The following is a 25273-nucleotide window of genomic DNA, read 5'->3' as shown; positions in this document are numbered from 1 at the left end:
CATTCGCCCAAAGGAGACCACCCGTTTGGAACTTGGAAAGACTGTGTCTGGTCGGTTTTGCAACAAAGCTTGAGGCGTTATTGCCCAGCCACCTCGCGAGTCAAAAATCTTTTGTTGTAACAACTACTATCCAAATAGACCACCTCCTTTGCTTATACCTTAGCTAAGCCTTTTCTAGTACTATAAAGAAATAACGTCAAGAAAACATTTGATCAAAACTAAAAATAAAAGAAGATAGTGTAAGAATGGCAAAAGAACAAGAGGAAAAAACCTTAGAGAGTGAAAACCAGTCTAACCCGCTCCAACTGGATTTTGAAGTTTCCATTTTTGATCTCTTCAAACACTACTTTCAAGTTAGGCTCCGCGTCAAAACACAAGAACCTGAAATGACTTTCTGTTTACCTTGTTGGACTCCAGGTTCTTACATGATCCGAGACTACGCAACCCACCTGCACAAGTTCGAAGTTAAGAACTCTAAAACGAATGAACCCGTTTTTTGGGAAATGGTGGATCTACACCGTTGGAAACTTAAAAACCTTCCAGGTGAAATTGAAATTTCCTATATCATCTACGCTTTCGAAGACTTTACTGTTAGGACCAATTATCTAGAAACAGAGTTTGGATTTATCAACCCACCTGCACTTTTTTTGTATCCCGAAGGTAAACTGGAACATTCTTCTACTATACAATTCCAGGTTTCTAACCAGTTCCCTTTTGTGTATTCCAGTTTAACTCGCAGCGAAAACGATTCCCATCTTTTTGTCGCAGAAAATTTTGATGAACTATTCGATTCCCCATTTCACTTGAGTAAACAAAATTCTGTTTTTTTTACGGCAGGCACCACCAAACATGAATTACTCATTGAAGGGGATGTAAATTTTGATTTTAAAACCAAGTTAGCCCTCGATCTAAAACGAATTACAGAAACTCAAATAGAATGGATGATGGAAAGTCCAAATCCTTATTATTTGTTTGTATTGAACCTTAGTTTACCAGCTTATGGTGGGTTGGAACATAAAGCATCAAGTATCAATTACTTTAACCCAGAACTTATTTCTGATGAAGAGGAATATAAAAAATTACTAGAACTTCTATCTCATGAATACTTTCATCTTTGGAATATTAAACGAATTCGCCCGATAGCACTGGGGCCTTTTGATTATCAGAAACCAAACTTAACAAGAGAGTTATGGATTGCAGAAGGTTTTACTAGTTTTTATGATGCCTATTTTTTATATCATTCTGGTTTTTTGTCAAAAGAAGAATATTTATCTAAACTCCAGTCCGATATATTTGCTTTGGAAGACAACGAGGCTGATTTTTGGATGAGTCTTGAAGAGTCTTCCTTTACGGCATGGACAAAGTACTATAAGCGAAATGGGAATAGTCACAATATCACGGTTTCCTATTATACCAAAGGTGGTGTTATTGCATTATGTATGAATTTGTTTTTGCTAAAAGAATCCAAAGAAAGAAAAACAATTCGCCATGTATTCCATAAACTAAACGAAGTTTTTGTTAAAACAAAAAAAAGAGGATTCACCAAACAAGAGTTCTTTGATACTATCAAGGATGTCACGGGAGTAGATCTTAAAACAGAGTTCAACGAATATTTAGAATCACCGAAACCAATTCCTATAGACTATTATTTAGATTTCATTGGGATCCAAAGAATTCAAACCGATATGGTGGGAGAAACAGGTTTCAAAACAAAAGAAAAAAACGGGAACCTTTATATCCAAAAACTCCTTCACAAATCAGATATGGACTCTTTTGATTTGATGTTAGATGACGAAATCCTTGCCATCAACGGGAAACGAGCAACCGTAAACACCTTACAAAAATTGGAAAAAAACTTGAGGCCCGGCGAAAAATTCCATCTTATCCTTTCCCGTGCCGGGAAAATCAAGGAATCGATGATCACTGCTTCAGGGTTTTATAAAACAAAAAAATTTGTGATCGCAGAAGACTGCACAGAAGACAGAAAAGAACTCAGAGAATTTTTCTTAAGGAATATTGTATAAATGCCAGCTCTCTTTAATTACATTTTAACTCCCTCCAGTAAAGATGAAGTGCTTCTCGATAGACCTCTCCCGCTTTCACATAGACATCCGAAACATTGGATACATATCACGGCGGAGAATGAAGAAAAACTCATGTTCCTTTTCCAAAAACATGATATCCACCAATTAACTATTGAAGACATTCTAAACCCCAATAGTCGGATTAAATTAGAAATTTTTCCAAACTATATTTTTTTTGTATTCCGTGGTTTTCATTTTGAAAGGAACCAACTCACTCAAAAAAACTTTAACTTCATCCTAACTCCAAACCAAATCATTTCTTTAACATTGGATTATCGTGATAGCATCGGCGATATCATTGACCAGTGGAAGGTTAACAATAAAATTCTCTCTCGCGGTTATGAGTTTATTGTTCATAAAATTCTAGACATTGAAACAGATCATACACTGGCCATCACACAAAAAATTGAAGAAAGAATTGAACATTTTGAAGAACAGATTTTTGGGAATGCAAAATCTTTGGATATCAGTAACGTTTATAGTTTGAGAGCAAGCCTACTTTCCATTAAAAAAGGGATGTTACAAAACAAAGAAGTATTAGAAGACTTAGAAAAAATCAAAAACAGTTTTTTTAGTGATGAAGCTGATGCCTTCTTTCGAGATGTACGTGACCATTCGCTTCGTATTTTAGAATTAGTTGATAGCAATATTGAATCAATTTCCTCCGCTCTTGAGGCTCACATTGCTATCTCCACTCGAAAAACAAATGAAATCATGAAAATACTTACCATTATGACTGCGATCATGTTACCCATGTCACTCGTTGCAGGAATTTATGGAATGAACTTTCGCCATATCCCAACCTTAGAATGGGAATATGGTTTTATTACCGCACTGGGAGCTATGGGATTTTTAGGGATTTTGATGTTACTTTACTTTAGGATCAAACGTTGGTATTGATTTTAAATCAATCCACGAATTTGAACCAATAATTCAGGGTCTTCTACGGGAGGATCAATTTCTCCCCTTGTCCACTGATTAAACAACTCCTTTAAACGTTTGTTAAGCGAGTCAAATTCAGGAGAATTAGGAAATAAAATTACGGAATTTGGTTTAACTGTTTTCCCTGTTGTGGATAAAAATGCAAAATCGGGGATCATTTTCTCTAAGGTCTCAGCTGAAAACGCTGGATAATTTGAACCTAACCAATCCACTGATGGCAAACAATTTTTCTGAAAATACGCATCACTCAAAGCAGAAACTAATGCCCGTTTGAGTTGTTGTTTTTTTTCTTTTTCTAAACGTTCTTCCCTTTCCCTTAGTTTCTTCTTATAAAAATTTTCCCTGCGTTTCTGATACAAAAACTGACGGTCCATCTGCGCATAAGTAAGAATTGATTTCGCTTTCGCATACCCAGAGTTTACAATGGGAGTCACACCTAAAAAATAAAAAAGTTTATAAAACCAAGGTATGTATTTAAAATACACTGATTGTAAATTTTTACCATAGGTTTTTACAAATTCATCATCTTTGAACAAAGGTTTTAGTTCTTTTTCATTCAATTCAATGATGGCTTTCAAATATAAAATATGTTCTGTTGTGAACCTATAATTTTGGAAAATTAAATGGTTAATGTCTTTGATGTTATTTTCATTGTTATTCACAAAGATGGCAATTTTTGCATCTTGATCAAACCATTCGGCAGAAAGCACTTTCGGATTTTTTCGGAGTAAATCAACAATGATTGTATCGTGTTCGTTATCTTTTTCCAAATTGATACGAAGGAGTCTAGAATCAAAGTCGAACTGGCTATCCAACATTTTCATATAAACTTTTAGGAGCCGGTCTACTTCCCGTTTTTTTTCCACTTCCGCATACTTGGCAGCCATCTCGGCTACTTTTCTTAGGTTATGAATTAACGGATAAAATCCATTTTCTTTCAGAATTTCTTTAAATTCATACAATGTATCAATTTTAGAACGAATTAGATCTATTTCACTTGGTTCTGCGTTTACACTAGTCACTGGTGTCGTCGAATGAATTCGATCAAATGCCAAACGAATTTCAGTGTCAAAGGCCTTTGCCAACGGTTCCACTTTGGTTACCAAATACTCATTGGCAATTTGTAAAAAGTTTGCCGCTTCCACTTCCGGAACCGTATAAAATCCAACATGAGGAAGGACTACGATTCTAGGATCTGCATCAAACTCGTCAACGATTAGTCCTCGGGACCGTTTCAACATTTCAGCTGACGGCTGCAAGGGGAATTGCTTTGGATCCAATAAACGATCCAATTCATCACCAGAACCACTTTCTTCATTATAATCAATATCAGCTAATTTGTTTAAAACAAGGCGCCAAGTATCTTCTGTTAAGATTCGTTTGGCTTGAATGTATTGGAATAAGTGATCAGTAGATCTTGCTATTAGTAATTTATAAGGTTCTTCCAATGGCATTCCGCCCGGAAGACCTACAAGAAAAGTAACTAATCGTAACTCACCCACATCCGCATCGAACTTTATTTCAAAAAGTTGCGTAGTTAGACCATAATCAATCAGTTGCCACATGGCATCCATTGCAGTTTCATGATCCATTTTTAGTTTTTCGAAATTGGGATCGGTAGGACGAAATAAATGACCTGCCTCAATATTTTCGCGCGAACTTTGCACTTCCACAGTCTTCATTATAGACAAAGCTTCTTTTTGTAAGATGATCCCAGAAGACCTTCCTAACGTTTCTTTCGTTGTTAGTTGCAAAAAATGGTCGTGCGGAGGTGATATTCTCATAAATTAAATGGCAGTGAGTCCGCCATCGACGGTCCAATTCGATCCAGAAATATATCCAGATTCTTTTTGAAGAAGGAAATTGACTACACGAGCTATTTCGGATGGTTCTGCAATTCGCCTAACAGGTGTCTGTTCTATAATTTTCGATTTATGATCAGAAACTTGGTCTTCTTGGATTCCCATATTGGTATCGACATAACCGGGGCTCACTGCATTGGCGGTGATCCCAAACTTCCCCCATTCATCAGCAACGGAACGAATAAAACCAACTAACCCATGTTTGGATGAAGAATATGCAACTGAATTGGCTGAACCTACAATGGATAAAGAAGAAGCGATGGCCACTATCCTTCCAAAATTATGAGTTTTAAAAATGGGAAGTAATAACTTAGAAAGTAGGAACAAACTGTTTAGGTTGATTCTGAAAATAGAATCCCATTCTTCGATGGAAACTTCAGTGATGGGATGGTAAGGGCCACCAAATCCTGCATTATGGACAAGTCCATAGAGGTCTCCCACTTCGGAACTCTCTTGGATGATTTTGGAAAGTCCCCTCTCTACTACAAAAGGTGTTTCCGATAAATCCAGTTCACGATAGGTTTCTTGGAGGATCGGGGAACTGGGGCGGACTTTGTCCAAATTCCAAACAGAAAAACCTGCTAGGACGAGAGTCCTTACAATTTCCCTTCCAATCCCGCCACTGCCACCTGTCACGAGAACAATCGATTCCTTGATTTCCATCGGACCTACAAAATTCCTTTTCTTGGGGTAATGGATAAGTCATCCACAAAGATCGATTTAGGCAAGTGGGAAATACTCCACAAATACTCGGAAATGTCCGAAATAGAAACCATATCATTCTTGTCAAACTGGGGTCTAGTGTCCCAGATTTCAGTGGCAACTGCCCCTAAACTCACATGGACCACCTTGGCTCCGAATGGTTTCCACTCTTCTCGCAACGCCCTGGCAATTCCAAGAACCGCATGTTTGGAGGCACAATAAGCTGCCGATTCTGGAAAACCTTGTTTTCCCGCGGTGGATCCTAAAAACACAAAAGTAGCTTGTTGAAAGAAAGGCAAATTTTGCGAAAAATATTTAGATAATAAAAGAAGAGAATGAACATTGAGTTGGAAATGGGCATCGAGATCTTTTTTCTTCAGTAAGTCAATGGGCCCAAAGATTCCGTCACCTAAAGCAAAATAAACATAAAGTTCTGTTTGCATGTAATTAGGTGCAGTTGGTTCTTTTTTAAATCCATATTTCTCTGAAAGTGAAATTTCTAATGTTCTTAGATCTTCTTTTTTTGTGGCATCAAAAACAAAAGTTCCATTTTCTTTTTTTGAAAATACATTGAGTGGAAGTTCTCCTTTTCGGGAGAATCCATAGAGAGAAACAGATTTGTCTTCTAAAAATCGGTGGTAAAGCCCTTGTCCAATTCCGGAACCAATTCCAAAAATATAAACTTGGGCTTTCGGTTTCATATACGTCTAGCCATCACTTGTAATAGAAAATGAACAGCTTCCAAATGTTTGTTGGCTTCCGCTATAGTTTTTCCCCAGACCGTGGGACCGTGGCCTTCGATGAGAAGAAAGGGAACTTGTGGTTTCCCTTTGGTTTCCATGTAACGTTTGATTTCTGAAGCAATGGTGGGTACATTTGTATGATTATAAAAAACTGGAAATTTTAAATTAGGTTTTTCATCCCAAATTCCAAAGGCTTTGATGATTTCAATCGGAGGGAGAGGGATGTCTCGGAAACCTTCTTCTTTCCCAATTCCAAATTCTAAAAGATTAGAATCTAAAGTGTGAACATGGAGGGCAGCCCCCGCATCGTCCATTTTAGAATACACCACCTGATGGATGCTAGTTTCTGCTGAGGGTTTGAGTCCCGCACTTGCAGAAACCAAGGATCCGTCGTTTACAGAAACACAAACAAAGTCTTTGTCTGTAAGTTCTCCCTTATGTTTTCCAGAGGCCGTGATCCAAAAATTATCTCCAGCGCGAGCGGAGAGATTCCCAGCAGTGGCATACATCCACTGCCTTTCATAATAAGTATGGGAAAGTTTGGTCAGTTCCTGTAAGGAAAGGTGAGAATCCAAATCTATTTGTTCACGCGCTCCACGTAACTCAAATCTCTGAGGTCAATTTTAACAGTGTCCCCTTGTTTGATAAAGATAGGAACTTGAACTTCTCCACCAGTTTCCACAGTCACTCGTTTGAGCGCAAGACCAGTAGTATCTCCTTTGAGACCATCTTCTGCATAAGTTACTTCCAATATAGCAAAGTTAGGAGGTGTGACACCAATTGGTTTGTCATTATAAAATGATACTTCAACCGGAGTTTCCTCTTTCATAAAAGGAAGGATGTCTTCCACATAATCTTTGGAAACCGGGATTTGTTCGTAATCGTTGACGTCCATAAAAATGATTTGGTCGCCATCCGCATAACAATACTGCATTTTACGGCGCTCTAAATCCACACTTTCCAATTTTTCTGCTGCTTTGAAAGTTCTTTCAATCGAAGAATCACGGATAATATTTTTTAGTTTGGTACGGATGAATGCAGAACCCTTTCCAGGATTCACAAACTCGGTTTTGACGACGGAATAAAGCTCATTCTCGATCTTGAGGATCATTCCTTTTTTTACTTCTGTAATGCCTAAGTTCATAATTTCGTTACTCGTAAACAAAATCCGAGGGACTTGGCCCTGTGTCAACCTAAGTATGGTCATAAGCGATGACCTGGTCGGATTGGAAATGGCAATTACAAAACCGAATCACTACCCTTGGCGATTTGGAAGAAAAACTAACTCTAACCGAAGAAGAGAGGGAAAGTTTTACCCCCGCACTTGCGGAATTTAGTTTTGCCGTCACTCCCTATTATTTAGAAAGGATCGACAAAAAAAATCCCAACTGTCCCATTCGAAAACAAATCATCCCTCGATCAGGTGAACTTAGAAAAAAACCAAACGAAGTAGAAGATCCCCTAGCAGAAGAACGTTATATGCCTGTGAAAGGAGTGACCCACCGTTATCCAGACCGTGCGATTTGGTACATTTCTCATGTCTGTGCTGTGTACTGTCGATTTTGCACCAGGAAACGAAAGGTATCAGATCCGGAAGAAACTCCCAATCGAAGCGAATGGGAGAAAGCCCTTTCCTACTTTAAAACTCATACAGAAGTAAGAGAGGTCATCCTGTCCGGTGGAGATCCACTTACCTTATCCGATTCTTCCCTTGATTATCTTTTGGGGGAATTAAAATCTATCCCTCATATCAATCAAGTAAGGATTCACACCCGACACCCAGTCACTATGCCAATGCGACTGACAGAATCTTTAAACGAAGTTTTTGCCAAACATTTTCCTTTGTATATGGTCACTCATTTTAACCATCCGAATGAAATTTCGGAAGAAACTAAAATGTATGTTATGCGAATGATCAAAACAGGTTTTGTATCTATTTTTAACCAATCTGTTTTATTATCGGGAATCAATGATGATGAAAAAATTTTGTCAGAGCTCAACTACAAACTAATCAGTATAGGAATTAAACCTTATTACCTCCACCAATGTGATGAAGTATTTGGAAGTTCTGACTTTGTTGTACCCATAGAAAGAGGAATTGAAATCTATCGAAAACTCCGTGGTTATCATTCTGGAATCACTATTCCCAATTATGTAAAAGATCTTACTGGTGGTGGGGGAAAAGTGCTTCTCTCTCCTAACTATTTACAAAAGAAAACACCAAGTGGATATCTGTTTCAAAACTATTTAGGAGATGAATATGAAGTCGGACATTAAAATCATTTTTATACTTTCATTATTTTTAACCAACGCCTGCCAAAGTGTTCAGGAACCACCGAAAGAAAAAAACATAGAAACTACCCATTCTAGTCCCAAGGTAGAAACAAAAAACCATCACCTAACCAAAGAGCTACGCCTTACCTACCATGCCGTATGGGTGGCAAAAGAAAACTTTGAACTTCTAAAATCTGGATCCATTTTTGGGACAGGGAATAGTTATGAAATTCGTTTGGGGGAAGGACAAAACATCCTTTGGTTACGTTTATCTTCCACGGACCGAGAGAACCAGTCCCAATTCCCCTATTTTTATAAAGAAGAAAACAAAAACCCAGATGTATCTTATTTTGTTTGGGGATCCAAAAAATGCAGTGTCCTTGTTTATCCCTACAAGGATTCGCAACTTTATGCACGTTGGGAAGGAATCCATAACGGATTTTTACTCGTTTTTGAGACCATTACTTCCCAAACCACAGATCCCAAAGAACTAGCCAAGGATCTCCACCAAATGGTCCTCCAATCTTTGGAATTGTACTAGGCACAAGAATCCTAACAAAGCCTCATTTTTTAGAAAAAAAGATTAGGCAAATAGAATGGAACCCTTAGGCTATGAGGAGAATTTCTATGTGGCTAAAACTCGGTGAATCGGAAGTTATCAATTTGGATTACGTTGCCTCTATCAAAAAAAATCCTAACCAACCTTCGATTGAAATCATTTACCAAGATCTCAATAATGTAAAATCCCTTCCTTTTCCCGGCAAAGAAGAACGCGACCGCGCCTTCAAAGCCATATTAGAAAATCTTTCTCGAATGAAATTATACTTTGAATGAACTATGGAATTTGAAGCACTAAACCCTAACCTCTATGCGCAAGTTTTGGATGAATTAGAACTCATCCCCTCGACCAAACCCTACCAAATCCTTTTTTATGGTTCCCGCGAACGTGGGGATTTTCACTCGGAATCCGACCTCAATTTTTATTTGGTGGCTCATTCTACAGACCAGATGAAATCCCAATTCATTGATTCCATCTCCCGTGCCTTACAAAAGTTGGAAGATGTGGCTCCTGTAAATATGATTGCAGGGGATGCCGATTCTCTTCGTCATAGAATCAAAATTTCGGAACCAGGTAGTTTACAACTGATGGAAGCCTCATCCGTGTTCTACGGCGAAGGCCTTTATGAAGATCTAAAAGCCGATTGGGAAAAATGGAAAGGGCGAGAAATTCCTAAATCGGATCTCATAACCTACCTAGAAAAACGAATTCGTTTTTTTAAACAACAGGTAACAAGAAACACAAAGGATGAAATTTCCCAACTCGAAAGAATCACTACTCTCACACTACATATTTGGGCCCTGCAAAATATCCATGACCTAACTCATATTGAACTTTTGAAAATGGACACTCCAGACCAAGTAGCTCCCCTTTTTAGTAATCTTTACAGAAAAGAAATGGAAGACTCCATTTGGGAACTTTTAGAACTCCAAACCCGTGTTCGCAAACTAAAAGTGGATATTCGTTGGAAACGAGAAGTTTCTAGAGAAGATATCCACGAAACCAAATACAAACTGATCTCTCTACGTAACGATGAAGAATTTATGATGAATCTTTGGGCGTAAAAACCTAAGGTTTATCGGTTCGATATCGACTATTTTTTAGTTGATAACTTTGAGCAAAACTTTATTAGAAGAACCTACCCTATTCCTTACCTGATTGAATCTATTCCGAAAGAAAAGACCCATAGCCTCTTTCTTTTAGTTTACCTTTGGGGATAAACTCCATCGCAGCCGAATTCATGCAGTAACGTTTGTTTGTTGGCGCGGGTCCATCATCAAATACATGGCCCAAATGAGAATTGGCTTTTTTAGAACGTACTTCGGTTCGTGTCATCCCATAAGAATGATCAGCGACTTCCACCACATTGCCACCTACAAGCGGCTTTGTAAAACTTGGCCAACCTGTCCCCGATTCAAACTTGTCTTTCGAACTAAAGAGAGGTTCTTTCGAAACAATATCAACATAGATTCCTTCTTCATGATTGTCCCAATATTCATTCTGAAAAGCAGGTTCCGTTTCACCTTCTTGTGTAACACGGTATTGAAGATCGGTGAGTTTTTTTCGGAGTTCAGGATTCTCTATTTTTTTTGGAGAATGAGAAGAGGATTCAGAACAGGAAGGTATCACAAACCATCCGAGTACAAAAAAGAAACAAAATAAAATGGGAAGAAAGGCTCGTTTCATAGTGGTTAGACCGATTGGATTTCAAAAATTTTGCTTTTCTTTATACGAAAATGATTTCGTCTAAGATAGGTATGATGATCGCCCCTTTACCGAAAAATGAGACCGCGCGTCTTTCGGCGTTAAAAGGGCTCGAAATTCTAGACACTCCCGAAGAGGAGATGTTTGATGAAATTACAAAACTTGCATCGATGATTTGTAATGTTCCTATTTCACTTGTTAGTCTCATTGATGAAACAAGACAATGGTTCAAATCGCATCATGGATTACATACACGAGAAACTCCCAGGTCCCTTGCCTTTTGTTCCCATGCAATTTTAGGAGATGAACTTTTTGTTGTTCCCAATGCGAAACTAGACCCTCGGTTTAAAAATAATCCCTTAGTGAATGAAGCTCCCAATGTAATCTTCTATGCCGGGATCCCACTGGCTCTCGATGACCACATTAAACTCGGAACTTTATGTGTGATTGATAACAAACCGAGAGAACTCAATGAAAATCAAATCCAAATGCTTCGCCTTCTTGGAAAACAAACCATTCGTCTCTTACAAATGCGAAAGGCAACTGAACGTTTAGAAATAGAAAAATTATCTGCAGAAAGAGCCACCGCCGCCAAACGTGATTTTATTGCAGCGATTAGTCATGATATTAGGAACCCATTAAATTCCCTACTTGGTATGTCGGAAATGATTCGTGAAACGGATTTAGATCCAACCATTCTCGGTTATGTGGATCATATCAAAAATGCTGGAGAAGTCATTTTACATTTAGTCAATGATACAATTGAAATCTCAAGACTAGAAGAGAATGCCAGTGTTTCGAATCTTGAATGGTTTGAACTTTATCAATGTTTACATATTTTAGATTCTTTTTTCAAAACAGAAACCAAACGGAAACAATTAGAATTTAAACTTCAAAACTTTACGAATCAAAATTTACTAATTCATTCAGACAAAAGAAAAATCGAAAAGATTTTATGGAATCTAACCGCCAATGCAGTTAAATTTACAAACAAAGGAGAAATCACTTGCTCCGTGTCTCTGGAAACAAAAACGAATGAAAAGGGAATTTTGTTGATAGAAGTAAAAGACACAGGTCCTGGCATTTCTCCTGAGGTTAAGGACAAACTCTTTCAGAAATACAACCAATTCGTTCCAGAAGGATGTGGGATATCAGGATCTGGCCTTGGACTATCCATTGTTAAACTTTCATTGGAAGAGTTGGAGGGAGCCGTTGAAGTAGAATCTAAGTTAGGTGAAGGTTCTACTTTTAAAGTAACGATTCCCATCCTTTGGAAATTAGAGGAAAAAAATGGGAACAATTCTTGTGCCTTGGCAACCAATCTGAACCAAATACCAAAATTTTCTAAACAACAAAAAGTACTTATCGCCGATGACAACGATCTGAACAGGAAAGTCCTTAAAAGTTATTTAAAACCCTTCGGATTTGAAATCAAAGAAACAAGCAATGGATTTGATACAGAAAGAGAACTACTCCATTCTCCCTACGATATCGCCTTTTTGGACATCGAAATGCCAGGGAAACACGGAACTGAAATTGCGAAGGGAATCAGCGGAAAACCAAATCGACCTGTTCTTTTTGCTTGTACTGGGCTTTGTATGCCAGAGGAAAAAGAACAAATTCTAAACTCAGGATTTGAATATTTTATGCCCAAACCCTACCTAAAAGAAGAATTATACGCCCATTTGACAGAAATTGCCAAAAAACACCCGTAACGTTGTCCTTTGGCGGTATGGTAGTTTTTCCCTTTCTTTTTTAGGCCGTTTTTTTATTGTATCCTATTTCCATGACTAAGAATGACACCGAAGTTGGAAATGACTTCCAATCCTTCGGATTACGTCCTGAAATACTACAAGGAATCACTGATGCAGGCTTCGAATCACCAAGCCCTATCCAAAAACAAGCGATTCCGCTCGTATTGGAAGGAAAAGATTTAATCGCACAAGCGCAGACCGGTACCGGAAAAACTGCAGCTTACGGACTCCCCTGTTTGAACCGAATTAGTGTGAACGATGGCATGCAAGTGCTTGTCCTCACTCCAACTCGTGAACTTGCTCTGCAAGTATCTGATGAATTGTTTAAATTGGGAAAACATTTAGGAATCAAAACCACCACTATCTATGGCGGAAGTTCCTATTCTAAACAAATCACACAAGTGGCCAAAGGTGCCCAAGTTGCCGTTGCAACTCCTGGAAGACTTCTCGACCTATTGAAAGGAAAGGAACTTAAAAACTTCAAACCTTCCATGGTAATTTTGGATGAAGCAGATGAAATGCTCGATATGGGCTTTATGGATGATATTGAATCCATCTTTAATCTACTGCCAACCAAACGACAAACTTTACTTTTCTCCGCAACTATGCCGGAGCCGATTAAGAAGTTGGCAAGTAAATACCAAACGCACCCTGCACATGTAAAAATTGCAGCAACAGAAAAATCTTCTAAGAACATCGAACAAGTGTACTACGTGATCGATGAAGCAGAACGAGAAATTTCTGTAGTTCGAATTTTGGATTATGAAAATCCATATAAGGCAATCATCTTCACAAAAACGAAGAAAGAAGCAGATGATTTAAAATCTACTCTCAGTTTTAAAGGATACCCTGTGGAAGCACTTCACGGAGATCTAAACCAAAAACAAAGAGAACAAGTTTTAAAAAGCCTACATGATGGCCGAGTGAAAATCCTCGTTGCCACTGACGTTGCGGCACGTGGACTAGATGTAAAAGATTTGTCACTTGTGATCAACTACCACTTACCTTTTGATAGCGAAAGTTATACTCATAGAATTGGTCGTACAGGTCGTGCCGGAAAATCGGGAAAAGCTGTGACTCTTGTGACAACGAGAGAATCTCGTGCCCTCATCCGACTCAAAGGGACTTCTGGAACCAATCTTACCATTGCGGCCCTTCCAACCAAAAAGGAAGTACTTGCAAGAAGAGAAGAAGACTTTTTAAACAAAGTTGTGGAAACAGAAATTCATGCTGACGCAGAAGAAGTTTTAGAAAAACTTTTAAAGTTAGACGACAAACGTTCGTTAGCTCTAAAACTCCTTTCGACTATGCTTGATAAAACCAAAATCAGTGGACCGGAAAAAATCGGAAAAACACCTGCGGAATGGAGCGAAATGCCTCCTGGTGGTGGATCTGGTGGAAGACGACGCCGTGATGAAGGTGGATCTGGTGGTGGCGGCGGTCGCGGTGGATACCGAGGTGGCAGATCCAACAGTGACAGAAGTGAACGCGGAGAAAGAAGCGAAAGAGGTGGGGATTCTCGCCGTAGTAGCAGCGCACCCTCTTCTAAAAAAGAAGGTGGCGTTTACGTAAAAGCTGCTGGGAAAAAAACTCAGCGTTTTCGAAACAAGTAGTGGCTCACAAACCACTCTTCACCGTTTCGGTAACCCCATAACTCAGCACAGGCGAGAAAGAAAACTTTCCAATAGACAAACCATTTGGTTTTTTCTTTTTCGCCGTAAGTATTCGCAAGGATAGGCATTAGTTTGTCCTTGTTTTCTATCATATTATCATACCAAGCTTCACTCGTTCTCGCATAATGAGTCCCATTCACAACCCAATGGTTTTCGATAAGGAAATCTTTTTGGAAGTATAAAAATAAATCATCCGATGGCATCTGCCCACCTGTAAAAAAATATTTTGCCATCCAATCCGTTTCATCAATGACTTCAAACGGATAAGCAAATTCCTTATGAGTGAAGATATGTACGAAAAACTTTCCATCTGCCACAAGAAACTTCGATAGTTTCTCAAAGAGTTTTTCGTAGTTTTTCATATGTTCTAACATTTCTACGGAAACAATCCGATCAAACTTGTCTTTGGTGGTAAAATCGTTCATGTCTTTTGTGATGATGGTTAGATTTTTTAATCCACGTTCTTTGGCACGTTTATCAATAAATTCTTTTTGTGTACGCGAGTTGGAAACACCTGTAACCTTACATTTCGGAAATTTTTCTGCAATGTAGAGAGATATACTTCCCCAACCACAACCTAAATCCAAAACTTTCATTCCATTTTGAATCTCCGCTCGCTCCACTGTGATTCGTAACATCTCTTCTTCAGATTCAGCAAAACTTGTATCAAGACTTTGCCAATACCCAGAAGAATACTTCATCCTAGGCCCCATAACATAAGTAAAAAAATCACTGGGAACTTCGTAATGTTGTTCGTTTGCCGCTTCTGTATGTACGGCAATCGGAGATTTCTTTAACTCGTTCACATAGTTCATTTTGTGTTGGAGCCCAGCCGTAACATTCTCCTTTCTCTCTTGGCGAATCCGAAGTTTCAATAGTTGGCGGATGCGAAACCGAATGAGCCAATCAGGAAAGATATCCTTTTCTAAAAGTGAGTTGATGTTAAAAGAAGAACTTCCTTCTTTTTCTTTTGAATCCGTAAAATTCATGTATTATCCTTTATTATTTTTGTTTGGGAAACCAAGGGAAAAATGCATTTGTGGTGCGCATGTATTCGCGAAAAACATCACCTTTGGAAAGAAGGGAATATTTTTCTGCAAATGGAACACCGGAAACAAATCGTAACAATACAAACATAAAGACTGGGGTAAAAAGCGAAAGGGCAGCCCAAGGCGTAGAAAGAATCGGAATGATCCCAATCCCAAGCCATATTACCCATTCAAAAAAATAATTGGGATGTCTTGTATACTTCCAAAGACCTAAATCACAGACTTTGCCTTTGTTTTTCGGATCTGCTACAAATTGATGAAGGTCCCTATCGGCGATTCCTTCCCCGATGACCCCTACCACAAAGAAAATCCAACCAAGAACCACCATCAAATACCCGTTAGGCCCCATCATCCCAGTGTTGGGAAATAAGTTCCACTGCGCGGCAAAGTAAAAAGGAAAAGAAAGAAAAAGTGCAAGAAAACCTTGTAATAGAAACACGTTGGTGAACATCTTACTATGGACTTTGTCACCGTAGTCTTTCCGAAATCCAGCGTACCTTTTGTCTTCTGGATGGTTTGTACGAATGCGAGTCCAGTATAGGAACCCAGACAAACGTAGAGCCCAGATCCAAACGGGAACAAGGATTGCGATTTTTGCAAAAACGTTTCCTCTTCCCAATAAAACAAGGATACTGGCAATCCCTGCAATCACAAGTCCCCAACCTACATCAATGACGGCGTAGTTGTCCCTGGATTTTCCCCAAAACCACATAAGACACATAAAGAGAAATGTAAATATAACAGCCGCTAAATACGAAAACAATAAATTTTCCAAAGGATAGATTCTCTCCCTATACCTTGGTTTAGACGGAGGTCAGTGTGGTTTGAAGTCCTCATAAAGTTTTTTATAAAGAATTTTTTCTAAAAACTTAGGAGAGAAAAATCGCATCCATTCCAAAAATTTTCCTGACAAGTTGAATGTCACAAGCCTTGCTTCTTTGTCTTTGGCTACAGACATTAAAACATGAGCCACTTCTTTTGCACTCTTTCGTTTTCCTTTTGCGGGTGCCTCCGATAAAATCCCTCCACTTGCGTCGAGTCCTGAAGTACGAAGAGCCGTGTCTGTATAAGGAACACAAACTAGGGATACACCAAGTCCCGCATCCATTGTTTCGATCCTAAGGGATTCAAGTGCCGCATGTAAAGCAGACTTAGATGCAGAATATGCCGCACGACCTGGCACTCCGTAAAGAGCCGAGACTGTGGATGTGGTGACAATATTTCCTTTGGCAGTAAGGAGAAGAGGTAAAAGACCACGGATGAATTGGACCGGGCCAAAAAAATTTGTGGCAAAGGTTTTGCGATACACCTCCATCGAAAGGGAGTCAAAACGACCATGCGCCGTGATTCCTGCATTATTAAACAAAACATCAATTTTAGGAATTTGTTTTCCAATCCACTGGGTGGCATCTAATACAGATGTGGGATCAGCGAGATCACAGGCCACTTTGTGAATGATAACACCTTCGTGTTTGTTTTTGGGTTCGGTAATTTCGGCAGCCCTTCTTGCTACAAGAACCAATTCACAGGGAAATTTAGCCAATTCTTCATACAAGGCCTTTCCTATCCCACTTGTTGCTCCAGTGATCACTACCACCCTATCGTTCCAAAAATCTTTTTTCATAAGGCCCCTTTCTTCTGATTCCCACTCGACAAAGGATAAGGACAGACGAGGATCTGACGAGTGAATTTTGATTCTAAATTTTTAGAGGGTATATGTTAAATCAAGTTTGGGAAATCCAAGGATCGTTCGGATTAGAAAATCTAAAAAAATCAACAAGGGATCTTTCTGAATCATTGTCTCCCAAAGAAGTTTTAGTTCGCCTAACTGCGACTTCACTGAATTATCGAGATTATTTAATGGTGATTGGAACTTATAACCCGAGGCAAAAACTTCCCCTCATTCCTTGTTCTGATGGAGCCGGTGTGGTGGAAGCCGTTGGTTCTGAGGTCACTCTTTGGAAAAAAGGAGACCGGGTGCTTCCCATCTTTGCCCAGAAGTGGATGGATGGGGCACCTAATATGGACAACCTCCGTTCCACTCTCGGCGGCCCACATGACGGCTGTTTAGCGAATTTTGGGAAATTCCAAGAAGATGGACTTGTCTCCACACCTAGCCACCTTACAGACAAGGAAGCAGCCACCTTAGGTTGTGCGGGCTTAACCGCTTATAATGCCGTTGTGAATTTTGGAGGGATTGGACCTGGATCCGATGTGCTTTGTCTTGGCACTGGAGGTGTCTCTCTATTTGCCTTACAATTTGCAAAAATGATGGGTGCTCGAGTCATCATTACTTCTTCCAGTGATGAAAAACTGGAACGTGCCAAAACCCTCGGCGCGGATGTTACCATCAACTATGCAACCAAAACCAACTGGGAACGAGATGTTCGAAAAGTAACTAAAATGGCAGGAGCCGATCTCATCATCGAAGTGGGTGGTGCCGGCACCATGCAAAAATCTATGATGAGTGTCAAACCGTACGGAACCATTGCACTGATTGGTGTCCTTGCTGGTGGAGAATCAAGCCTTTCTCTTTACCCGATTCTTATGCAAGGAGTCAAAGTGCAAGGTGTGATTGTGGGAAGCCGTGCTGATTTTGAAAAAATGAACCGAGCCATCGAACAAAACAAAATGAAACCAGTTGTGGACAAAGTGTACGGTTGGGATGAAGTTCCAGAAGCCTTACAATATTTACAAACAGGAAAACATTTTGGAAAAGTGGTGGTGAGTTGGGAATAGAGAATTAAAGATACACTACTAAAAGGTATAGCAGAACCAAAAAACAAATATCGATTTGCAAATGTTTTTCCTACAGATATTAGTTATTTTTGGTTTGCGATTCTATCTAATATCTCTTTCAGGAGGGTGCGTTCTCCCTCCGAAAGAGATATAACACTCGGCAGTAATCCTCGCAAATCACCAAACAAACGATAAAGAGTCGGAGCTTGCACTGTGGCGGTCACCGCACGTTCTTTATCAAACTTAACAGACCTAAAAGATAAATATGGTGATCAAGTTCTAACTTTAGAGCTCGATGTCACAAAACCCGATCAGGTCAAACGTGTGGTGGAAGTCATATCATTGGTGTTTCCAGCACGATGGGCCTTGTATCGGCGCCTTTGATTGGATATTAATGTTCTTCCAAATGGGCCTTCGAAGCGATTCATGAAAGTTTGGCGAGCGAAGTGAAACCCTTTGGAATCAAAGTAACCATTGTAGAACCTGGTGCCTATGCCGATCGTTTTGCCACATCGGAGGCTTGACAGGAAATTTCCAACGCAGCACAAGGATGAGAATTTCTAAAAAATAATACATAACAAATTTATTATAAACCAATTGTGATTAACGACAGAATCTCGCTATAATCCTTTAGCACAGTTTACTTATCTTATGATGGTTTTAGTGACTGTGCATGTAGTTGTAGTTTCACAATGAACTGAAACGATTTTTACTTCTACATTCAATCCTTTCTCAATATTTAGTCAATAGGAATATCCTTAACGTTTAGATACCCTTTGTATTTGTTAGCGGGGTAAGATCTATGATACTCTGTTAACACTATACATCAACGCTTTATCCCATCCAAAATTTCCTTCATAAGAATCGCCAGTGTCATGAAAGGCACGTTTGTAACCGGGAGTTTCTTTTCCATAAATGAGTTTGCCTTTGCCATATGGGAAAATATTACCAAAGGAAAAAATACTTTTACTCAACTTGGGACTTTCAACAGTTGGGCCAATGTATTGGTCATTTACGCCTGCTGTGTATTCACCAAAATTATCTTTGCATTGGTTCACGCATTTCCAGCCAGAATTTGTGATACATTGATGCAAAAGCAATAAAGAGATAACTAAAAAGAAAACTTTAGCAAATTTCATTCTATTCATTTTAATACAACTAGCTGATTGTCAAAATATTTAAATACTAAAAATTATTCCACAACCAGACCTTCAATTACAATCGTCCTTTGTGAATATAAGGCCCGATTGGAAGCTAAAAGAATTTGTGCACCTGTCGTCAGTGTTCTAATAAAAGAATCCATAACATTCTCTTTAGAATAAATCCTAAGATTAAAAATTTTCTTCGCATTAGGAAGTTGATTTCTTATAATTTCATCCAGGTCTAAGGTATCAATAGGTTGTGTATCAAAGAGAAACCAAGATAGTTTAGTTTCGATGGAGAAATGTCTATATTTTTCATCCTTTTCTAGTTCATAAGAAAAGCTGATTGGTATTTTGGTATCTCTAATTTCATATTGATAAGAGGCACAGTCAATATTAAATAATAAGAAGGATACTAAAATTAATGAATATATTTTTTTCATTTTAAATTGCTCCCTTTTGAATACGAATATATATTCCCTTTAATATGAAGCGTATAGGGACGTAGAATTCCAAATGTAAACATATCATAAAAACTATCAGACAGTTCATATTCTTCGGTAATTTTCAAGTCGCCAATACTCGAATTAGGGTGTTTGAGATACACTTCAGTCAACAATTCATCCAAAGTTTTATCCCTAATATTAGATAGTCCCCAAAACATATACACCCTTGTGAAAGTGATATCGAATGATTCGCTTACGCTGTAACCTTCGTTTGCCGAAAAACCATTCAAGCGCACCTTATGTTTTCCCCAAGTTTGGTAATAAGACGTGTTGGCACATTGAAACAATAGTAACGTCATTCCCAATAGAATGATTTTTTTAAAGATTCTCATATTATCTTCCTTATATTATTTTCTATATAACCATAAATAGAAAAGGAAATAAAAAAAATGAAACTTAGTATAACAGCCGTAATATACCTTATTTACTTTTTGATCATTTTACGGGAATCTATAGAAATTGGCAAGAATACTTTTAAGTATCGTAGAATATTCAAATTATTCTAAAAGTTTAACCAAGCCCGACATCAAGAGCCATCATCAGAACAAACCCAAACATGGCACCGAGTGTAGACATTTCCGTTTCCTTACCCGTATGGGATTCAGGAATCAATTCTTCCACAACTACAAAAATCATAGCCCCTGCCGCAAACGAGAGAGCAAAAGGTAATAAACTTTCTACATAAAAAACAAGAGCGGCACCTAAAATTCCCCCAATTGGTTCCACAAACCCAGAGAGTTGTCCGTACCAGAAACTTTTCCGCGCGCTAAATCCCTCGCGTAACAAGGGAATGGAAACAGCAGCACCTTCTGGAATATTTTGGATTCCGATTCCAAAAGCAACAACAACCGCTGCCATCAGTGCTTCATATGAAAATCCATCACCAAGCGCACCAAAGGCGACTCCCACGGCCAAACCTTCCGGAATATTGTGAAGAGTAATCGCAAGAATTAAAAGTAAACTTCTTTGGAAAGAAGACTTCCCTCCTTCCAAACGATTTTCTTCTAATCCAACATGCAAATGGGGCAGGAGTTTATGTAATAAATACAAAGAAAGCCCACCTGATAAAAAGCCAAGACTTACATGAAACCATGCGAGATTTCCTGCCTTTTCGGATAGTTCAATCGATGGCAAAAGTAGAGACCAAAAACTGGCAGCAATCATGATCCCGGATGCAAAACCAAGCATGGCATTAAACACAGGCCTTGGCACCGTGCGAAAGAAAAAAACAAATCCTGCCCCGAAAGCTGTACAAAACCAAGTAAACCCAGTGGCAAGAAGTGCCAAAACCACTGGGTGTAATAATAGAATAGAATCTAACATTTATTTAGGTGGCATCATTCCCACAAATAGAGAACTCATTTCTTTGGCTCGCCAAAGTCCATCCACATCTTTTTCCATTGATACTGGCCGAAAACTGGAAGCTCCACGTGTAGCAACAAAAAGTTTCAGCTTCCCCGCTGATTCCTCACCTGAATAGGGGTTTGTGAAAGTTTCGACTGTCAAAGGCAGACTCGGCGTATAACCGTTAGTTGGTTCTGCCCCTTTCCAATATCCATTGGATAACATCTTATATTTATCAAGTTGTCCTAATAAATATTTGTCACTTCCTCCCAAGTCCATTCCCTCTACCGCGGAAGGTTTAGTAGACTTTTGTCTGTTTTTAGAGAGAACAGAAAGGATCACAGCTTTTGTTCCCAATTCTGAATTTTTGCCATACATGGAGATGGCAAGGACTAACATTGCAACTCCTCCTTCTGGTGAGGAGGACACTTTCGATTGTAAGGATTTGAACTCTTCGACTGTGGTAGGTTCGGTAGAAATACTAACAGGATTTCTCTCTGTCAAGTTTTGAGCCACAATGGGTAAGGAAAAACAAAATATTAATACGCAAGTGATCGTTTTCATGGTCGAGAATACTAGAATCATTTGGATTTGGTTTCAATCTTTTTTCTTCATTTTTTTCTTTACCAAATGACTAGAAACGGTAAACTTCTTTCATGAAAAAAATATTTTTTATTTCTCTCTTTTTTCTTCCTTTTCTTATCACCTCACAAACATTAAAGGATGCAAAAGAATTCCAAGCTCTCTCCAAAAAAATGTGTGCAAAATCGTCTGAGTGTATGAAAGAAAAATTGAAAGATCTTCCCGCAGACCAAAGGAAAATGATCGAGTCTCAATTTGTCAATGGGAACGTCTGTGAATCTCGTTATAAAAACTACGTTGTTGAAGGTCAAAAACCGGCAACCAACCAACCTACTAAAAAACTCACCAAACAAGATATGGAAGATATGAAAAAATGTGCCAAAGACATGGCGGCATTTTCTTGTACCGAATTAGAAGAAGGAAAAGTTCCAGAGTCTTGTGAAAAATTCCAAGAAGAAGATTAAACCAAAAAATCTAAATTTCTATCCAATACGGGCTAATCTCTTTTAGTCCGTTTTTACCAGATAATTTTAAAATCAGTCGGTCCATCCCAATCGAAATTCCAGAACAATCTGGAAAACCATTCCCTAAACTTCCCAAAAAATCCTCATCCATAGGAAATACTTCCTTCCCCAAATTGGCACGTAACTTCTGTTCTTCGCTAAAACGTTTTTTCTGTTCATTTACATCGCTAAGTTCATAAAATGCATTGGCAAGTTCCATTCCATCCCAATAAATCTCAAATCTTTTAGCAACACCATCTACAATTTTGGCAAGGGCCGCACATTCAGGTGGATAGTCGTATAAAAAGACAATTCCATCACCTAACTTAGGCTCTACCAGATTTAAAAAAACTAAAAAGAAAAGATCCTCGTATTGCCACCGATTCAGTTCTGAAACAGGCACATTCGATAATTTTTTTGAGACAATGGTTTTGATTAGATCTTCTTTTAAAAAACCATGTCCAAGGTTCTGTAAAAATACTTCTTCCACAGAGAGGTGACGAATCCAATTCGGTTTCGAAAGGTTTTTCTTATCTTTTTCTCTTCCAAAAGTATAAATCAATTCTCTCAGGAATTTTTCGATAAAATGACGTAGAATCACATCATCCATTTCTTTTGCATAGAGCTCTAACATCACAAACTCTTTGGAATGAACCCCACTTCCCATCTCTCCCGACCTGTAAGTATGAGCAAGTTCAAAGATTCGATCTAGGCCTGTTGCCATCATTTGTTTTAAACTGTATTCGGGAGAAGTGATGAGGTATCCTGTTTCTTTCCCGTTTGGCGAACGCACTTCAAAAGGATCTAAATATGGTTCCATACCCACTACGGGTTTTAACGTCGGTGTATCTACCTCCAAAAACTCATTTCGCGATAGAATCTCACGTACCATTTTGAAAACTTGAGATCGAAAAATAACTGTATCTTTTGTAAGTGAAATCATACCATTACCTCCAATGGCAAAAAAAACAAAATACCTCAATATTCGAGAAGTGCAAAACGCGTATGAAATTGTTATTTTGTCTAAGGACGTTCACAGCGAATTGGAAGAAGAATTGGATTCTGTCATGCATATGTTGTTTTTCCAAACAAGGTCTCATATTCAAATGGATCTTACCAACCTTCCTTATCTTCCCATCACTCTTCTTACCAAACTTTTAAATATGGCTCGTGACCTAAGATTAAAAAAAAGGGTTCTAGTACTACTCGGATTACCCATTTCTAGTTATATGTATTTAAAACGATTTGAGCTAGTTCGACTTGTTTTTCCGAGCCCTGCGATCCTTAAAGAGTCTCATCGAGTTCCCAGGGAATAATTTCCAAATTCACGCCCAACTCACCTAACAAAAGCATAGTCCTTTTGTCGAGGATCACTCCTTTTGTGAACTCGGAGGCAAACTCTACAGAAACGTAAATGGTAGATTCATAACTTTCGGTGAATTCTTTTAGTTCTTTTCGAACAGGTGCTAAAGTTTTAAGCAAATCCCATATATGATCTAATACTGGAAATTCGGGTCCCAATTTAGAATTGATCTGCCAATGACTCGGAATTGTCATATTTTCGATGTCTTTTACATCCGCTCCGTGGTAATAGTCCGGTTGGATGCCCAATTTTTCCGTCAGTTCCTGCGGCCTAAGCCTCGGTCCTGTGATGGCGAACATCGCCCACGATTTTGCTTCTCTTTGTGTTCCCGATTCCATTTTTTACTTTTTTTTTCTACTACAAGAACCAAATTGAGAAAGAACTCAAGGGAAAAACATGAAAAATATTTTGGTAATTGAGGATGATCCGGATATTGGGAACCTAATTCGGAAATCACTCGATTCTGCTCATTACACAACCTCCGTTTTTGAAAACGGCGAAGAAGGTTTGAAATTTTACAAGTCCAATCATCCTGATTTAGTGATTCTGGATTTATCTCTACCGGACATTGATGGAATGGAGATTTGCCGTAGTATCCGAAAAGCCGATGAAAGTACTCCGATTTTCATTTTATCCGCAAGGACAGAAGAAATCGATCGCATCATGGGACTTGAGTTAGGCGCTGATGATTACATCACAAAACCATTTTCCGTTCGCGAACTAAAAACAAGAGTGGATGTGTTCTTTAGAAGATGGGATAAAAAAATTGGAATCAAACCCAATGTGGGCCAAGCAGGAGAAATCATTCGTGGCGCTCTAAAAATTGATTCCATCCGCAGACGTGTCACTCTCAACGAAAACATCATCAACATTTCTAGAAAGGAATTTGACATCTTACAACTGCTAGCAGGATCTCCAGGAAAAGTTTTTTCTCGTGAAATGATTTTGGAATCGGTTTGGGGAGTGGAATGGGATGGATTTGAAAGGATGATCGACAGCCATATCAAACGGATTCGTTCTAAACTAGAAAAAAATTCCGCACAACCAGAATGGATCGAAACCATTTGGGGAATCGGATATCGTTTCACAGACAATTTCGAAAACATTGTGGTTCCCGACTAAACAATATGGAAGAAGTGAAGAAGGACAAATCCCTCATCGACGAAATTAAGTTGTATGAGAAAAAAGCCAAAGAAATTGAACAAAGAGCCAAGGAGAAGTATATGGAACAAGTAAGCGACATCAAACAAAAGTTAGGTAAAGCCAGTGAAGAGGCTTCTATCAAAGCAAAAGAAGTCATAGACAACGTAGGTTCTTATGTAAAAGAACACCCACAAAAAGCCGCAATCATTGGATTTGGTGTAGGTCTTGGTCTTGGACTCGCACTTGGCCTGATCTTTAAGAAGAAATAATTGGACGAGAAACACACGAAACATCGAAAAAAAGGCGGAATCAAAGCCGCCTTCGAAGAATTAGTCGCCAAGGTTTTTGCGTACGGCGAAGTGATGGTGATTTACATCCAGAAAAACCTCCAAATTTATATTAGAAATTTGGTTTTGTCTTCTGTTTGGGTTTTCACTGCTTTTTTCCTAATTTTCCTAGGTCTAGTTTACATATCCTACGGTGTGTATTTAAGCATTCAAAAGTATTTGGCGGCAGGAGATCCCATCCTTTCTAGTTTTGGAACAGGATTTGGATTTTTAATTTTTGCAATTTTCTTTTTATCACTCGTTTTAAAGAAAAAATAA

Annotated in this window: 31 protein-coding genes; 15 read left to right on the top strand and 16 right to left on the bottom strand. The window is 38.7% G+C overall.

The genetic code is table 11. From position 1 onward, the window contains the following. Nucleotides 1-245: 245 nt before the first annotated feature. Nucleotides 246-2024 (top strand): M61 family metallopeptidase, encoded by a 1779-nt coding sequence (locus tag EHQ31_RS08605; protein WP_135568435.1) that lies wholly within the window; start codon nucleotides 246-248, stop codon nucleotides 2022-2024. Next, the gene (locus tag EHQ31_RS08600; protein ID WP_135568434.1) at nucleotides 2025-2984 is read left to right on the top strand and encodes a magnesium transporter CorA family protein; all 960 of its coding nucleotides are present in this window, start codon (nucleotides 2025-2027) and stop codon (nucleotides 2982-2984) included. Nucleotides 2985-2986: 2 nt separating this feature from the next. Here the strand turns inward: EHQ31_RS08600 and EHQ31_RS08595 are convergent, their stop codons facing one another. Genes EHQ31_RS08595 through efp form a run of 5 tightly spaced genes read right to left on the bottom strand, consistent with a single transcriptional unit; the run spans nucleotide 2987 to nucleotide 7477 of the window. Continuing rightward, complete coding sequence (locus tag EHQ31_RS08595; RefSeq protein ID WP_135568433.1) at nucleotides 2987-4810, bottom strand: hypothetical protein; 1824 nt, start codon at nucleotides 4808-4810, stop codon at nucleotides 2987-2989. A gap of 3 nt (nucleotides 4811-4813) precedes the next feature. Continuing rightward, nucleotides 4814-5551, bottom strand: coding sequence for an SDR family NAD(P)-dependent oxidoreductase (locus EHQ31_RS08590; protein ID WP_135568432.1), 738 nt, complete (start codon nucleotides 5549-5551; stop codon nucleotides 4814-4816). Nucleotides 5552-5556: 5 nt separating this feature from the next. Beyond that, nucleotides 5557-6291 carry an SDR family oxidoreductase gene (locus tag EHQ31_RS08585; protein ID WP_135568431.1) on the bottom strand — a complete coding sequence of 245 codons (735 nt, stop codon included), beginning with the start codon at nucleotides 6289-6291 and terminating at the stop codon, nucleotides 5557-5559. Continuing rightward, entirely contained in the window at nucleotides 6288-6908 is a 621-nt protein-coding gene (mtnB, locus tag EHQ31_RS08580; RefSeq protein WP_135568430.1) for a methylthioribulose 1-phosphate dehydratase, read from the bottom strand. Before mtnB ends, EHQ31_RS08585 begins: the two co-directional genes overlap by 4 nt. Nucleotides 6909-6910: 2 nt before the next feature. After that, a complete protein-coding gene (efp, locus tag EHQ31_RS08575; RefSeq protein ID WP_135568429.1) occupies nucleotides 6911-7477 on the bottom strand; it encodes an elongation factor P in 567 nt (188 codons plus the stop codon). Nucleotides 7478-7545: 68 nt separating this feature from the next. Between efp and EHQ31_RS08570 the strand changes: the two genes are divergently transcribed. From EHQ31_RS08570 to EHQ31_RS08555, 4 genes are all read left to right on the top strand, one after another. Continuing rightward, nucleotides 7546-8610, top strand: a complete 1065-nt coding sequence (locus EHQ31_RS08570) for a KamA family radical SAM protein (protein ID WP_135568428.1) — start codon at nucleotides 7546-7548, stop codon at nucleotides 8608-8610. After that, the gene (locus tag EHQ31_RS08565) at nucleotides 8594-9148 is read left to right on the top strand and encodes a hypothetical protein (RefSeq protein ID WP_135568427.1); all 555 of its coding nucleotides are present in this window, start codon (nucleotides 8594-8596) and stop codon (nucleotides 9146-9148) included. The genes EHQ31_RS08570 and EHQ31_RS08565 overlap by 17 nt, the downstream gene beginning before the upstream one ends. A gap of 86 nt (nucleotides 9149-9234) precedes the next feature. Beyond that, nucleotides 9235-9441: a hypothetical protein gene (locus EHQ31_RS08560; RefSeq protein ID WP_004787999.1), complete on the top strand. Its 207-nt coding sequence runs from the start codon at nucleotides 9235-9237 to the stop codon at nucleotides 9439-9441. 3 nt (nucleotides 9442-9444) lie between these two features. Next, on the top strand, nucleotides 9445-10230 hold the full coding sequence (locus tag EHQ31_RS08555) for a hypothetical protein (protein ID WP_135568426.1): 786 nt from the start codon (nucleotides 9445-9447) through the stop codon (nucleotides 10228-10230). 100 nt (nucleotides 10231-10330) lie between these two features. On the opposite strand, the gene msrB is transcribed toward EHQ31_RS08555, so the two are convergent. Then, complete coding sequence (msrB, locus tag EHQ31_RS08550) at nucleotides 10331-10852, bottom strand: peptide-methionine (R)-S-oxide reductase MsrB (RefSeq protein WP_135568425.1); 522 nt, start codon at nucleotides 10850-10852, stop codon at nucleotides 10331-10333. Between the two features lie 71 nt (nucleotides 10853-10923). On the opposite strand from msrB, the gene EHQ31_RS08545 reads away from it, so the two are divergent. Then, nucleotides 10924-12585, top strand: coding sequence for a hybrid sensor histidine kinase/response regulator (locus EHQ31_RS08545; protein WP_135568424.1), 1662 nt, complete (start codon nucleotides 10924-10926; stop codon nucleotides 12583-12585). Between the two features lie 71 nt (nucleotides 12586-12656). Continuing rightward, nucleotides 12657-14237, top strand: a complete 1581-nt coding sequence (locus tag EHQ31_RS08540) for a DEAD/DEAH box helicase (RefSeq protein WP_135568423.1) — start codon at nucleotides 12657-12659, stop codon at nucleotides 14235-14237. On the opposite strand, the gene EHQ31_RS08535 is transcribed toward EHQ31_RS08540, so the two are convergent. Genes EHQ31_RS08535 through EHQ31_RS08525 form a run of 3 tightly spaced genes read right to left on the bottom strand, consistent with a single transcriptional unit; the run spans nucleotide 14216 to nucleotide 16970 of the window. Continuing rightward, on the bottom strand, nucleotides 14216-15286 hold the full coding sequence (locus EHQ31_RS08535; RefSeq protein ID WP_135568422.1) for an SAM-dependent methyltransferase: 1071 nt from the start codon (nucleotides 15284-15286) through the stop codon (nucleotides 14216-14218). The two genes, EHQ31_RS08540 and EHQ31_RS08535, sit on opposite strands and share 22 nt — an antisense overlap. 13 nt (nucleotides 15287-15299) lie before the next feature. After that, nucleotides 15300-16121: a DUF1295 domain-containing protein gene (locus tag EHQ31_RS08530; RefSeq protein ID WP_135568421.1), complete on the bottom strand. Its 822-nt coding sequence runs from the start codon at nucleotides 16119-16121 to the stop codon at nucleotides 15300-15302. A gap of 39 nt (nucleotides 16122-16160) precedes the next feature. Then, nucleotides 16161-16970: an SDR family NAD(P)-dependent oxidoreductase gene (locus EHQ31_RS08525; protein WP_135568420.1), complete on the bottom strand. Its 810-nt coding sequence runs from the start codon at nucleotides 16968-16970 to the stop codon at nucleotides 16161-16163. 92 nt (nucleotides 16971-17062) lie between these two features. On the opposite strand from EHQ31_RS08525, the gene EHQ31_RS08520 reads away from it, so the two are divergent. After that, complete coding sequence (locus EHQ31_RS08520; RefSeq protein WP_135568419.1) at nucleotides 17063-18085, top strand: zinc-dependent alcohol dehydrogenase family protein; 1023 nt, start codon at nucleotides 17063-17065, stop codon at nucleotides 18083-18085. Between the two features lie 213 nt (nucleotides 18086-18298). After that, the gene (locus EHQ31_RS18875) at nucleotides 18299-18469 is read left to right on the top strand and encodes a hypothetical protein (RefSeq protein ID WP_208652752.1); all 171 of its coding nucleotides are present in this window, start codon (nucleotides 18299-18301) and stop codon (nucleotides 18467-18469) included. A gap of 416 nt (nucleotides 18470-18885) precedes the next feature. Here the strand turns inward: EHQ31_RS18875 and EHQ31_RS08505 are convergent, their stop codons facing one another. From EHQ31_RS08505 to EHQ31_RS08485, 5 genes are all read right to left on the bottom strand, one after another. Further along, the gene (locus EHQ31_RS08505) at nucleotides 18886-19224 is read right to left on the bottom strand and encodes a hypothetical protein (RefSeq protein WP_135568418.1); all 339 of its coding nucleotides are present in this window, start codon (nucleotides 19222-19224) and stop codon (nucleotides 18886-18888) included. A gap of 53 nt (nucleotides 19225-19277) precedes the next feature. Then, nucleotides 19278-19670, bottom strand: a complete 393-nt coding sequence (locus EHQ31_RS08500; RefSeq protein ID WP_208652751.1) for a hypothetical protein — start codon at nucleotides 19668-19670, stop codon at nucleotides 19278-19280. After that, nucleotides 19667-20065, bottom strand: a complete 399-nt coding sequence (locus EHQ31_RS18930) for a hypothetical protein (protein ID WP_135568417.1) — start codon at nucleotides 20063-20065, stop codon at nucleotides 19667-19669. Before EHQ31_RS18930 ends, EHQ31_RS08500 begins: the two co-directional genes overlap by 4 nt. 178 nt (nucleotides 20066-20243) lie before the next feature. Continuing rightward, nucleotides 20244-21056: a ZIP family metal transporter gene (locus EHQ31_RS08490; protein ID WP_135568416.1), complete on the bottom strand. Its 813-nt coding sequence runs from the start codon at nucleotides 21054-21056 to the stop codon at nucleotides 20244-20246. After that, on the bottom strand, nucleotides 21057-21662 hold the full coding sequence (locus tag EHQ31_RS08485; protein WP_409996932.1) for a DUF6935 domain-containing protein: 606 nt from the start codon (nucleotides 21660-21662) through the stop codon (nucleotides 21057-21059). It abuts the gene before it with no gap. 71 nt (nucleotides 21663-21733) lie between these two features. Here EHQ31_RS08485 and EHQ31_RS08480 point away from each other — a divergent pair, with 71 nt between their 5' ends. Further along, the gene (locus EHQ31_RS08480) at nucleotides 21734-22123 is read left to right on the top strand and encodes an LA_2478/LA_2722/LA_4182 family protein (RefSeq protein WP_135568415.1); all 390 of its coding nucleotides are present in this window, start codon (nucleotides 21734-21736) and stop codon (nucleotides 22121-22123) included. Nucleotides 22124-22133: 10 nt separating this feature from the next. On the opposite strand, the gene EHQ31_RS08475 is transcribed toward EHQ31_RS08480, so the two are convergent. Next, nucleotides 22134-23105, bottom strand: coding sequence for an amino acid--tRNA ligase-related protein (locus EHQ31_RS08475; RefSeq protein WP_135568414.1), 972 nt, complete (start codon nucleotides 23103-23105; stop codon nucleotides 22134-22136). 13 nt (nucleotides 23106-23118) lie between these two features. Here EHQ31_RS08475 and EHQ31_RS08470 point away from each other — a divergent pair, with 13 nt between their 5' ends. After that, nucleotides 23119-23478 (top strand): hypothetical protein, encoded by a 360-nt coding sequence (locus EHQ31_RS08470; RefSeq protein ID WP_135568413.1) that lies wholly within the window; start codon nucleotides 23119-23121, stop codon nucleotides 23476-23478. Here EHQ31_RS08470 and EHQ31_RS08465 read toward each other — a convergent pair. Further along, on the bottom strand, nucleotides 23447-23863 hold the full coding sequence (locus EHQ31_RS08465) for a DUF4279 domain-containing protein (protein WP_135568412.1): 417 nt from the start codon (nucleotides 23861-23863) through the stop codon (nucleotides 23447-23449). The genes EHQ31_RS08470 and EHQ31_RS08465 overlap by 32 nt on opposite strands. Nucleotides 23864-23921: 58 nt before the next feature. Here EHQ31_RS08465 and EHQ31_RS08460 point away from each other — a divergent pair, with 58 nt between their 5' ends. From EHQ31_RS08460 to EHQ31_RS08450, 3 genes are read left to right on the top strand one after another with little or no spacing between them, the layout of a single operon-like run. Next, complete coding sequence (locus EHQ31_RS08460; protein ID WP_002975764.1) at nucleotides 23922-24647, top strand: response regulator transcription factor; 726 nt, start codon at nucleotides 23922-23924, stop codon at nucleotides 24645-24647. 5 nt (nucleotides 24648-24652) lie between these two features. Then, nucleotides 24653-24937, top strand: coding sequence for a DUF883 family protein (locus tag EHQ31_RS08455; RefSeq protein WP_135568411.1), 285 nt, complete (start codon nucleotides 24653-24655; stop codon nucleotides 24935-24937). Then, nucleotides 24938-25273: an LBF_4227 family protein gene (locus EHQ31_RS08450; RefSeq protein WP_135568410.1), complete on the top strand. Its 336-nt coding sequence runs from the start codon at nucleotides 24938-24940 to the stop codon at nucleotides 25271-25273.

It is taken from the genome of Leptospira montravelensis (genome assembly GCF_004770045.1).
In the GTDB taxonomy this organism is placed as follows: domain Bacteria; phylum Spirochaetota; class Leptospiria; order Leptospirales; family Leptospiraceae; genus Leptospira_A; species Leptospira_A montravelensis.
Note: the sequence above shows the minus strand (reverse complement) of the source record. Positions and strands in the feature narration are given on the sequence as shown.